8 protein-coding genes and 1 tRNA gene are annotated in these 11,766 nt (G+C 38.7%); 2 read left to right on the top strand and 7 right to left on the bottom strand.

Annotated features, from left to right (window positions below):
* Positions 1–381: 381 nt before the first annotated feature.
* Together PHT93_RS10665 and PHT93_RS10660 are read right to left on the bottom strand one after the other, a co-directional pair.
* Positions 382–455 (bottom strand) — tRNA-Arg (locus PHT93_RS10665).
* Positions 456–519: 64 nt separating this feature from the next.
* A complete protein-coding gene (locus tag PHT93_RS10660; RefSeq protein ID WP_300242682.1) occupies positions 520–2,880 on the bottom strand; it encodes a BamA/TamA family outer membrane protein in 2,361 nt (786 codons plus the stop codon).
* Positions 2,881–2,960: 80 nt separating this feature from the next.
* Between PHT93_RS10660 and PHT93_RS10655 the strand changes: the two genes are divergently transcribed.
* Positions 2,961–3,713, top strand: coding sequence for an RNA methyltransferase (locus PHT93_RS10655; RefSeq protein ID WP_300242680.1), 753 nt, complete (start codon positions 2,961–2,963; stop codon positions 3,711–3,713).
* A gap of 1 nt (position 3,714) precedes the next feature.
* Here PHT93_RS10655 and PHT93_RS10650 read toward each other — a convergent pair whose 3' ends face one another.
* The 5 genes from PHT93_RS10650 to ileS form a co-directional block, all read right to left on the bottom strand.
* Positions 3,715–3,981 carry a hypothetical protein gene (locus tag PHT93_RS10650; protein WP_300242677.1) on the bottom strand — a complete coding sequence of 89 codons (267 nt, stop codon included), beginning with the start codon at positions 3,979–3,981 and terminating at the stop codon, positions 3,715–3,717.
* A gap of 14 nt (positions 3,982–3,995) precedes the next feature.
* A complete protein-coding gene (locus PHT93_RS10645; protein ID WP_300242674.1) occupies positions 3,996–4,787 on the bottom strand; it encodes a DUF4296 domain-containing protein in 792 nt (263 codons plus the stop codon).
* Complete coding sequence (locus PHT93_RS10640) at positions 4,771–5,409, bottom strand: lipoprotein signal peptidase (protein ID WP_300242672.1); 639 nt, start codon at positions 5,407–5,409, stop codon at positions 4,771–4,773. The genes PHT93_RS10645 and PHT93_RS10640 overlap by 17 nt, the downstream gene beginning before the upstream one ends.
* Positions 5,410–5,790: a TraR/DksA C4-type zinc finger protein gene (locus PHT93_RS10635; protein WP_300242670.1), complete on the bottom strand. Its 381-nt coding sequence runs from the start codon at positions 5,788–5,790 to the stop codon at positions 5,410–5,412.
* Positions 5,791–5,918: 128 nt separating this feature from the next.
* A complete protein-coding gene (ileS, locus tag PHT93_RS10630) occupies positions 5,919–9,338 on the bottom strand; it encodes an isoleucine--tRNA ligase (protein WP_300242668.1) in 3,420 nt (1,139 codons plus the stop codon).
* A 707-nt stretch (positions 9,339–10,045) separates the two neighbouring features.
* Here ileS and PHT93_RS10625 point away from each other — a divergent pair.
* Complete coding sequence (locus PHT93_RS10625) at positions 10,046–11,692, top strand: diphosphate--fructose-6-phosphate 1-phosphotransferase (protein WP_300242666.1); 1,647 nt, start codon at positions 10,046–10,048, stop codon at positions 11,690–11,692.
* Positions 11,693–11,766: the final 74 nt, after the last annotated feature.

Here is an 11,766-nt window from a genome sequence, read left to right as displayed (position 1 = left end):
GACTTTCAATACTCCATATAATGATTACGGTCATTAATGTTTCTTTATATGTTAAGATCAAGAAATACGTTAAGAATCAAAAATAACATTTACAACAGCCATGAATACAATTGAAATCAAACGAAAATATGAAACCAAAGAAGAAAACCCGGAAAAGAAAGACCGGCGATCCGGATCTGGAGCACAAAATGTTAATGTCCGCAATCAATGATACAACGGATGAGGATATTTTAGTAAAAAGCATTTTGAGAAATCTACATAAGAGAAATTGAAGAGTGATAAAAAAACATCTCTGTTTGTAGATGTTTTGCAAATGTTGTGCGAGTCGGCAAAATAAAAGGTGTAACTAATTGATATTCAGTTACACCTTGATCTTTTCAGTGATCAGGCTGGGATTCGAACCCAGGACCCACAGCTTAGAAGGCTGTTGCTCTATCCAGCTGAGCTACCCGACCGTCCTTGAATTGTGGTGCAAAGGTAAATATTTTATTTAAATCAACAAACCTTGATCGCTTTTTTTCAAAAAGGATAACCTACTGCAAAGTGCAAAGCAAAATTATCTTTCAGGTTCGGGTTCCAGATTGCCCATTTCTTTGATCCTTTTTGTTGTGGGTCATAAGCTTTTAGCCCACTATCCAAACGTATCAGGAAAAAATCAAAGTCTAAACGAAGACCTAAACCATACGAAAAGGCTATTTCTTTATAAAAGCGTGAGAAATCAAAATTTCCGTTTTTTTGATCGGTATAAGGACGAATCGTCCAGATATTTCCGGCATCTACATAAGCCGCCATCTCAAATTTCCAGAATAGTTTTGTACGGTATTCCAGATTAGCTTCCAGACGTATATCTCCTACCTGGCTAACAAACGTAGCTGAATCAAGAGCCATACTGCCTGGACCTAACGTACGTACAGACCATCCTCTCAAACTATTGGCTCCACCGGCAAAATAACGACGTTCAAAAGGGAGTATCTTACTATTGGAATAGGGTACACCTAATCCCGCACCAAAATGGAAAGCGATTTTATTTCGATTATCTAACACAAAGCCTTTACTGATATCCAGATCCGTTTTAAAAAATTGTTGGTAATTGATTCCAAACAATTCATATTCTCCATCTTCGTTTTTAGATTCTCCCAAGAGATTAGAAAGTCCGTAAAGGGTATTACCTGCTAATTCCAGAGAGAAACGCAAAGAGTGTGTATTCCGTTGACGGTTTTGCGGTGAATAATTATTGAATGAATAACTATATCCTATCCCCATAATAAACTGATCGGAATAATAATAACGGGCTGTTGTTGGCGGTAAATTGGCTAAAAAGGTTGAATCAATAGTAGGCAAAGAAACATAATCTACATCAATAAGCTTAAATGTATGCCGGGCTTGCGTATTTGTTCTGTCCTGCCAGATATAACTCCACCCTCCGGAAAAAATATCCCGTCGGTATTCCGGTCGTCTCTGCCTGTTATAACTCATATTTAGTTGTGTTGTAGCGCGTAACTTCCTTTTCAGATCACTACTGATAAAGGGAAAAACAAAACGAGGGAACAGTAAGGAAGCCTCTCCTCCTATTTCCAAATAATTATCTAATCCGCTATTGCCTTTTTGTCCGGCAAGAGACTCATAAGCTCCACGTATTTTAAAGGAAAAAACCTCAGCTCCTTTAAAAAGGTTTCGATGTTGATAGCTTAGACTTGTAGCAAAACCTAAATCTCCATTTGAGTTTGTCCCTTCCAGATCTGCACCAAAGCCCTGTATCTTAGCAGGAGATGTCAGGATATAACTATTGAGCTTCAAGGTATCATTTTCTTCTATCTCCTCAAAACGAATATTTACATTCCGTAATGCTCTGAGAGCAGCATAGGCAGAATAAGTATTTTCCACATCCTTTTCATTATACAATGTTCCCGGAATAATATGGGTACTGTTATATAATGCGGAACGACGAACAGACTGTCCATTTTTACCATATAAAAAGTTTAGCCCCTTATACTTCATCGTATCCGTATATTGAGCAAAAGCATCATCACTTCGTTGTTGCAATACATTAAAATCAGAGACGACATAGACATCTTTTATATAATACTGTTTATGATCGTCTTCCTCCACATTTCCTACAGGGTCAATCTTTCTGTGAGGGCGTAAAAGCAGATCTAAATCTACGCAATTCTTATTTGCTGTTGTATCGGCCTGATATACAAGATAGTCTCGATTAAAGGCATAATAACCTCTCCTTCTTAGTAATGACGTAATCCGCTGTCTCTCTTTTTCTAACTGGTCCCGGTCAAAAAGACTTCCCTTTTGCACTAAAGAAGTATATTGATCAATAGAAGACTGGAAAGGAGAAGTTAACCAATGTCGTTTGGGCGGAGTGAGACGCGCAATACTATCAATCTGCTCATCTCCGAGATTCATTGTATAATCTGTTATCAAATGAGGTTCATGCGCTTTGATCTGGTACGTAACAACCGCTTTTTTATATCTGGAAGTATCTATACTACTTGTTATTTCTGCATGCAGATAGCCCTTATTTGTTAGATATCTTGTCAACTCATCAACAGACTGTTCTACGAGCATCGTGTCTAATATTACGGGAGCCTCACCTATCCGTCGTAGTTGTTTGTTAATCCATTTTTTTTCATTTCTACCGGACCAGTTATAAACATACAACTGCCATTTCATTAATCCGAAAGCCTTGAAATTGGGTTGTTGTCTCAGGTAAGAATAATAGTCAAGATTTTTATTTGTCTTTTCATCTGATTCAAACTTCACTTTATCCAACAGATACTCTCCATCATTGACAAATTTGGTAGTGCTACAAGAAGCTAAGACAAGGAAGAAGAATATGATTTGTATTATACGTATGGAAGCCGTTCTCATCTTTTGACCTATTATACGGCAAATGTACTGGATTTAAAACAATTTCCTGTATTTTTGTTTTGTAAAAAGACTAAACAAGCATGCTAAGTAAGGCGAAAACAAAATATATACGTTCTTTAGAACTGAAAAAATTCAGAAACGAATATAAAACATTTGTTGCAGAGGGTAATAAATTAGTAGCCGATATGTTGCCCTTTTTTGATTGTGAATTATTGATCGCGCGACCTTCCTGGATGGCTACGCAAGGAGACATTCCGGCAAATGAATTACTTGTTGCTGAGGATGGGGATATAGAAAAAGCCAGTTTATTGAAATCTCCTCAAGATGTTATTGCTGTTTTTCGTCAACCAACATATCAAATCAATGCCGTAAATCCGAAAGAGAATTTAGTTCTGATGCTTGATGGCGTACAAGATCCCGGAAATTTAGGAACCATCATTCGTTTAGCTGATTGGTTTGGTATAGAACATCTCATTTGCAGTTCGGACAGTGCCGATGTTTTTAACCCCAAAACTGTACAGGCCACTATGGGAGCGTTATCCCGCGTCAAAGTACATTACACGAATCTTCCGGAGTATCTAAATACCCAATCTGAGATTTCTATTTATGGAACATATTTAGACGGAGAAAATCTATACTCAAAAGAATTATACTGCTCAGGAATTATTATTATGGGAAGCGAAGGCAACGGTATAAGACCGGAAATCAGTCCTTTTGTAAACGAAAGACTTTATATTCCCAACTATCCCGCTGACCAGACTACCTCTGAATCATTGAACGTAGCTATTGCAACAGCTATTATCTGTAGTGAATTCAGAAGAAGACAAGTATAAGTTATTGTGAAAACCGATATAGAAATACGTGGCTACCGATTTCGACATTCTCAACTATTCCGGATTCTATCAAAGCATCTAAAGAAGTAAACTTTTCCTCTTTGTAATCAACAGGAACCGGACAAACAATTCCGTCCCAGAACTCCGTACCCGCAATTTCTTCTTTTAGGGGAAAAACACCAATCAATTGTCTGTTTTCATCCAACTCTATATAATGGATAGGCAAAAGTTCTTTCCAGTAAATATAATGGGCTGCGATACGACGCATTTATGTTCAGTGTATTATTGATTATTAGACAATGTATCCTTTTTAAGCACAACAGGTCCACTCCCATAGTTGTACTTCATAAGAGTAATGCTATCCAAATATATCTTATAATAAGAACTGTCTGCATTATCTAAACGAATGAAACCGTAAACACGCTTCACCTGTTTTGTTGACAAACTCTTTACTGTAAATTCTTTATATCCGTCTGTCGTAATTACCTGATTAGTCGTAATAATTGTATCCCCCTGATGAGCGCTGATTCTTACTTCAGGATAAAATTTGTTCCCTTTTCGTAATCCCCAAACCTTCATTCCTAAAACGAACGAACTACCCGAAGAATAATTTTCATCAGGAGAAAGGTCAAATACAACGCCGTTAAATAATGCCTTGGGGGTTAATTGCAAAGATGTTCTGCGTGGCCAGATATTTACTGAATCCTGATTTGAAGATGGAGAAGCTTTAGCCTGTACATCACCCAAATCTTTTATTTGTTGTTCAACCACTATTTTTGCACGATCATAAATCTGTAAATATATATCCAGATTTTTTGCATACCAAACCAACGAACTATCATAATCGGCCTGCGTTATCTGGTGTTTAGCAAATACAGAATTGAACAATACCATTTTTGCTGAATCATTATTATAGGCCTTATAATCCGCCCCAATTAAAGCCTCAGCAAGGTGCATATCAATAATGACCTCTTGCATCTTCTTTTCTGAAAGAATATGATCCGGAACTTTGCTACAGGTAGTCAGAAAAATCAGGACTAAAAAAGCAATACTATATTTATTCTTTATCGGCATCCGTCTTCTTTCCTTCTTTAGACAGGCTTGCAGAAAGTGTATGTCTGTGAAATATCAACAAGAAAAAGACACCAACACAGATAGCAGAATCTGCTAAATTAAATATCGGGCGGAAAAACACGAATTCACTCCCCCCCCAGAAAGGTACCCAATCCGGCAATACAGTCTGTATTATTGGAAAATAAAACATATCAACCACTTTACCGTGTAACCATCCGGCATATCCACCTCCTTCGGGCAAAAACGTTGCCACCTGATTATAACTATGATCGAAAAGAACACCGTAAAATACAGAGTCTATTATATTACCAATAGCTCCGGCAAAAATCAGAGCGATACAAGCAATAAAACCAAAACTGTAATTCTTCTTTACGATTTGATACAGATAATACCCAATAAAGCTAACTGCAATAATCCGAAAGATGGATAAAAATAATTTCCCAATTACTTCAATACCAAAAGCCATTCCGGGATTTTCAGTGAAGTAAATATAAAACCAGGAAGTTACTTCATAACTCTCGTGCAACTGCATGTGAGTTTTTATCCAGATTTTCAGTACTTGATCAAGAAGAAGGAGCAGCATTACGATCAACACTGCTCCCCAGCCCTTCGAATATTTCATTTATTTGACGCCTCCTTGTTTCGCTTCTATACTTAATGTAGCATGCGGAACCGCACGCAGGCGTTCCTTTGGTATGAGTTTTCCAGTTTCACGACAAACACCGTATGTTTTATTCTCAATACGAATTAAGGCAGCCTGAAGATTCTGAATAAACTTCATCTGTCTTTGAGCCAAACGACCAGCTTCTTCTTTTGATAAAGTAGCCGCACCTTCTTCCAGCACCTTGAATGTAGGAGACGTATCCGAAACGTCATTTCCGTCTGAGTTTGTTACTCCGGATCTCAAGAGGTCATAGTCGTTCTTTGCTTTTTCAAGCTTTTCTAATATAATGGCACGAAACTCCTCAAGTTCCGCATCCGAATATCTTGTTTTCTCAGCCATAGCAATCTCTTTTTTTAAGTTCTACAATAAATATACTTAAATATCATCTCTAACTCCGGATTGTTAAACGCCAAAGATACATATATTATATGGAATCTAACAAGCGAGTTTTCTTTTTTATAACATAATCAAATCTTTTCAATCTTAACAGATAATTGAAAATCTTCGAAGTCCAATATGACCGGATCACTCATCACGTCAACAATTTCTACAGAAACAGCTAAAACCTGATTCGCAATATATTCCTGATAATCTTTAATGGCATCGTCCATCTGACCAAAGGAAAGAATCTGGACTGCAATCTTATCCGTTATATCGTAACCGTTGCTCTTCCGAAGATTCTGGATACGGTTCACCAATTCACGGGCTAATCCTTCTTTTCTGAGATCATCGGTTATGGTAACATCCAAAGCGACTGTTAGGCGACCTTCATTCGCAACCAGCCATCCGGGTATATCCTCTGATATAATTTCAACATCTTCGGGTGTAAGAACTGCATTCTGTCCTTCTACCTCCAGCGTAAAACTACCTGTCTTTTCAAAGACTTGTATATCTTCCTGACTCATGCCCTGAATAGCAGCAGCCAGTTGCTTCATAATCTTACCGTAACGCGGTCCCAACTTCTTGAAGTCCGGTTTAACTTTCTTCACTAAAATACCGGCAGTATTATCTACGAAATTCAGGTCTTTCACATTCACTTCACCCAGAATCAGCGCCTTTACAGCTTCAATACTTTCTTGCTGATGTTGATCCACGACAGGCACCATGATTGTTTGTAACGGCTGACGAACTTTGATGTTTACCTTACGTCTTAAAGCCAGAATCATGGATGAAATATCCTGAGCGATCTTCATCTGTTCCTCTAATGGTTTATTGATCAGCGCCTCATTGTATTTAGGGAAGTCGGACAAGTGAACCGACTCAACCACCTCACGTTTAGTCACAGCCACCAGATCCGAGAACAATTGATCAGCATAGAACGGAGCAATCGGAGCCATTAATTTGGCTACTGTTTCCAAACAAGTATATAACGTCTGATAAGCAGACAGTTTATCCAATGTCATTCCGCCTCCCCAGAAACGGCGACGGTTCAAACGAACGTACCAGTTACTTAAATTATCATTCACGAAGTCAGAGATAGCACGTCCTGCACGAGTCGGCTCATAAGTATCATAAAAACCATCCACATCTTTCACCAATGTGTTCAAGAGTGATAAGATCCAACGATCGATCTCCGGACGTTTACTAAATTCAACGTCTTCCTCCGCATAAGTAAAATTGTCCACATTCGCATACAGCGAGAAGAACGAATATGTATTATATAAGGTACCGAAGAACTTACGACGAACTTCTTCCATTCCTTCCACATCAAATTTGATATTATCCCACGGAGAAGCATTCGTAATCATGTACCAACGCAAAGGATCCGAACCGTGTTGTTCTATTGTAGCAAACGGATCAATCGCATTTCCTAAACGTTTAGACATCTTGTTTCCGTTCTTGTCAAGAACCAAACCGTTTGAAACAACCGTTTTATAAGAAACGCTATCAAATATCATCGTTGCAATCGCATGAAGCGTAAAGAACCAACCACGCGTTTGATCTACCCCCTCCGCAATAAAATCGGCCGGGAATACGGTTCCATTATCTAACAACTCTTTATTTTCAAACGGATAGTGTATCTGAGCATAAGGCATAGCCCCTGAATCAAACCAAACATCAATCAGGTCAGTTTCACGTTTCATCGGTTTGCCCGTATCAGAAGTAAGTATAATATCATCTACATAAGGACGATGAAGATCAATCTTATCGTAATTTTCCTGAGTATAAGTGCCCGGTTTAAATCCCTTATATGGATTTGACTCCATTAGTCCGGCTTTAACCGATTTTTCTATTTCATTATATAATTCTTCAACAGAACCGATACATTTTTCTTCTACCCCATCTTCCGTTCGCCAGATCGGAAGCGGTGTGCCCCAATAGCGGCTACGACTCAAGTTCCAGTCCTGCAGGTTTTCCAACCATTTACCAAAACGGCCGGTTCCGGTACTTTGCGGTTTCCAGTTGATTGTATTATTCAATTCAATCATACGCTCACGACATGCCGTAGTTCTGATAAACCAACTATCCAACGGATAGTAAAGCACAGGCTTGTCCGTACGCCAGCAATGCGGATAATTGTGCACATGTTTTTCAATCTTGTACACCAGATTCTGCTGTTTAAGCATCATACAGATGCTTATATCCAAGGTTTCATCCGCATCCGTTAAAGCAGGATCGTATGCGTTCTTCACAAAACGACCTGAAAAATCACCATACAGAGGTATATCAACCGAAGCTTTACAAAAAGCAGGATCCAGGTCTTTCAGAAGATAATACTTTCCGGTTAGATCAACCATCGGACGTTTATTCCCATCCACATCAATCATCATCAAAGGAGGCACTCCATTTGCTTTAGCAACACGATCATCGTCCGCACCAAATGTAGGTGCAATATGTACGATTCCCGTACCGTCTTCCGTAGTAACAAAATCGCCGGTAATGACACGGAATGCTCCTTCACCCGGATCAATCCAGGGTATCAACTGTTCGTATTTCATTCCGGCCAGTTCAGAACCCTGCCACTCTCCAACTACTTTAAACGGAATCAGCTTATCTCCCTGCTTATAATCGTCAAGAGACAAGTCTGCCGCCTTCGGATTAAAATAAGCATCCAACAGGTTACGAGCCAGAACAGCCGTCATCGGTAAGCCTGTATAAGGATTATATGATTGAACAGCTACGTATGTAATATTCGGACCGACGCATAAAGCCGTATTTGAAGGCAATGTCCAGGGAGTTGTTGTCCAGGCTAAGAAATAGGCATCTCCAAATCCCGTCATCTCCTGTTTCGGATCAATGATTCGGAACTGAGCCGTACACGTTGTATCTTTCACATCGCGATAACATCCCGGCTGATTCAGTTCGTGCGTACTTAATCCTGTTCCCGCAGCCGGAGAATAGGGCTGTATCGTATATCCTTTATATAAGAAATCCTGTTTGTAAAGTTCTTTCAGTAAATACCAGAGCGTTTCGATATAGCGATTGTCATAAGTAATATAAGGATCATCCATATCCACCCAATAGCCCATTTTCTGTGTCAGATCCTCCCATTCACGGGTATATTTCATCACATCCTTACGACATGCTGCATTATATTCAGCCACACTAATCTTTTTGCCAATATCTTCCTTCGTAATACCCAAAGCCTTTTCTACACCCAGTTCTACCGGAAGGCCGTGCGTATCCCAACCCGCTTTTCGCTTTACCTGAAAACCTTTCATTGTTTTGTAGCGGCAGAAAATATCTTTAATCGAACGGGCAATCACATGATGAATACCCGGCATCCCATTTGCAGAAGGAGGTCCTTCATAAAACACAAATGAAGGCTGCCCTTCGCGTATTTCAAGGCTTTTGTGGAAGATATCACCTTCCTGCCATTTCTTCAACACTTCTTTGTTTACGTTCGATAAATCAAATTTCGAATATTCGGCAAATTTCTTACTCATTTTTATCGTATTTGTCTTGCTCTTAAAAATTGGTGCGAATTTACGGTTTTTATTCTTAACAGACAACCGATTTAAATCTCCATTTATTATTGTCGGGCATCGTTCTTTACATATTTTTTTTACTGCTCGTTTTATACTCATTTGTCACCAAATGTTAAGTTTTATCTCTAATACCAGCCACTTATCTTAATTTACATTAACACAATTAGCGTATTTTTAGAAAAAGAACATACTCAATATTACCCATTGACGGAAGTATTTTTATTAATATGTAAAGGAGCTATTATGTGTGTTTCTGAATATACTTTTGAGAAGAATTCTATTCATTAGAATAAATAAAAAAATATAAAGGATATTTTTGCAATTATGTCCTTTATTTTTGGAAAAATATCCTTTATATTTTTTCGTTTATTTTTACCTTGATTTTCAACAAGTAAAAAAAACGGTCGGTTGACGGATTAAATCAGTATATATTTATTCCGTCAATGGGGCTTTTTTGTGTCCTGAAAAGCCGGCATTTTATAAGACTTGGTCACCTCCCCTATTTGTTATTTTTTCTTAATACCTGAGGTTCTATTTATTCAAGACTTCATCTATTTACAGGAGTGGCCGGGAGACTTTTATATTTGGAGAAAAAAAACGATATTTGCAGGGCTTTTAGAAAATACTCGTATTCAATAATTTCCAAAATATAATCGAATTAAGAAATGACAAAAAGTGCATTACAAATCGCAAGAGCAGCTTACCAACCCAAAGTACCGGCTGCTTTAAAAGGTCAGGTAACGGCAGTTGACGGAGCTTATACGCAATCTGTAGCAGACCAGGATGAAATCAAAAAATTATTTCCTAACACCTACGGAATGCCTATTATCACGTTTGAAAAGGCAAAAGAAGCGGTTTCTTACCCCGCAATCAATGTGGGTGTAATCCTATCCGGAGGACAGGCTCCAGGCGGTCACAACGTAATTGCCGGTCTTTTTGACGGAGTAAAAGCAATCAATAAAGATTCTCGTCTATTTGGATTTATTCTGGGTCCGGGCGGTTTGGTTGATCATAAATATATGGAACTTACAGCTGATATTATTGATGAATATCGTAATACGGGTGGTTTCGACATGATCGGATCAGGACGTACCAAGCTGGAAGAAACAGCTCAATTCGATAAAGGGCTTGAAATCTTAAAACAATTAGAGATTAAAGCACTTGTTATCATCGGTGGGGACGATTCAAACACCAATGCCTGCGTTTTAGCTGAGTATTATAAAGCTAATAATGCCGGTGTTCAGGTTATCGGCTGCCCGAAGACGATTGACGGCGACCTGAAAAACGAACAGATCGAAACATCGTTTGGTTTTGATACTGCTTGTAAAGTTTACTCTGAAGTTATCGGAAACATTCAACGCGATTGTAACTCTGCTCGTAAATATTGGCACTTCATCAAATTAATGGGGCGTTCTGCTTCTCATATTGCATTAGAATGCGCATTGCAGACTCACCCGAACGTATGTATCATTTCAGAAGAGGTTGAAGCTAAAAATCTTTCTTTAGATGATGTAGTAACTCAAATAGCCACTGTTGTAGCTCAACGTGCGGCTGATGGAAATAACTTCGGAACAGTGCTTATCCCTGAAGGGTTGATCGAATTTATCCCTGCAATGAAAAAACTGATTGCAGAGCTTAATGATTTCTTAGCTAAGAATGAAGCGGAATTCAAACTGATCAAACGTTCTGAACAACGTAATTATATTGTCAGCAAATTGACAAAAGAAAATTCCGCTCTTTATGCAAGTCTTCCTGAAGGCGTTGCCCGTCAGCTTACATTAGATCGTGACCCGCACGGAAATGTACAGGTTTCATTAATTGAAACTGAAAAGTTATTGGCAGAAATGGTTGGAACCAAGCTGGCTCAATGGAAGAAAGAAGGAAAGTTTGTTGGCAAATTTGCTACACAGGTTCACTTCTTCGGATATGAAGGTCGTTGTGCTGCTCCTTCAAACTATGATGCAGATTACTGTTATTCTTTAGGCTATACGGCTTCTTGCCTTATCGCTGCCGGAAAGACCGGTTATATGTCTTCTGTACGTAACACAACAGCGTCGGCTGACAAGTGGATTGCGGGTGGTATCCCTGTTACTATGATGATGAATATGGAAAGACGTCATGGTGAAATGAAACCTGTTATTCAAAAGGCATTAGTTAAATTAGACGGAGCTCCGTTCAAAGCTTTTGTTGCAAAACGTGATGAATGGGCTAAAAAGACAGATTATGTTTATCCGGGCCCTATTCAATACTTCGGCCCAACTGAAGTATGTGACCAACCAACAAAAACCTTATTGTTGGAACAGGGTAAATAATCGATATAAACGAATCAAAAAAGAGAGGGTGTGTCTAAACAAAGTTTTGGGCGCACCCTTATTTTATAAATAGA

Source organism: Massilibacteroides sp. (assembly GCF_028705895.1).
Classification (GTDB): domain Bacteria; phylum Bacteroidota; class Bacteroidia; order Bacteroidales; family Tannerellaceae; genus Massilibacteroides.
The sequence above is the reverse complement of the archived record's forward strand: the minus strand, read 5'-3'. Positions and strand labels throughout refer to the sequence as shown.

What these genes read in the sequence shown, in the direction of transcription:
- PHT93_RS10660 (WP_300242682.1), bottom strand. Translation starts at nt 2,880, where the DNA reads ATGAGAACGGCTTCCATACGTATAATACAAATCATATTCTTCTTCCTT.
- PHT93_RS10655 (WP_300242680.1), top strand. Translation starts at nt 2,961, where the DNA reads ATGCTAAGTAAGGCGAAAACAAAATATATACGTTCTTTAGAACTGAAA.
- PHT93_RS10650 (WP_300242677.1), bottom strand. Translation starts at nt 3,981, where the DNA reads ATGCGTCGTATCGCAGCCCATTATATTTACTGGAAAGAACTTTTGCCT.
- PHT93_RS10645 (WP_300242674.1), bottom strand. Translation starts at nt 4,787, where the DNA reads ATGCCGATAAAGAATAAATATAGTATTGCTTTTTTAGTCCTGATTTTT.
- PHT93_RS10640 (WP_300242672.1), bottom strand. Translation starts at nt 5,409, where the DNA reads ATGAAATATTCGAAGGGCTGGGGAGCAGTGTTGATCGTAATGCTGCTC.
- PHT93_RS10635 (WP_300242670.1), bottom strand. Translation starts at nt 5,790, where the DNA reads ATGGCTGAGAAAACAAGATATTCGGATGCGGAACTTGAGGAGTTTCGT.
- ileS (WP_300242668.1), bottom strand. Translation starts at nt 9,338, where the DNA reads ATGAGTAAGAAATTTGCCGAATATTCGAAATTTGATTTATCGAACGTA.
- PHT93_RS10625 (WP_300242666.1), top strand. Translation starts at nt 10,046, where the DNA reads ATGACAAAAAGTGCATTACAAATCGCAAGAGCAGCTTACCAACCCAAA.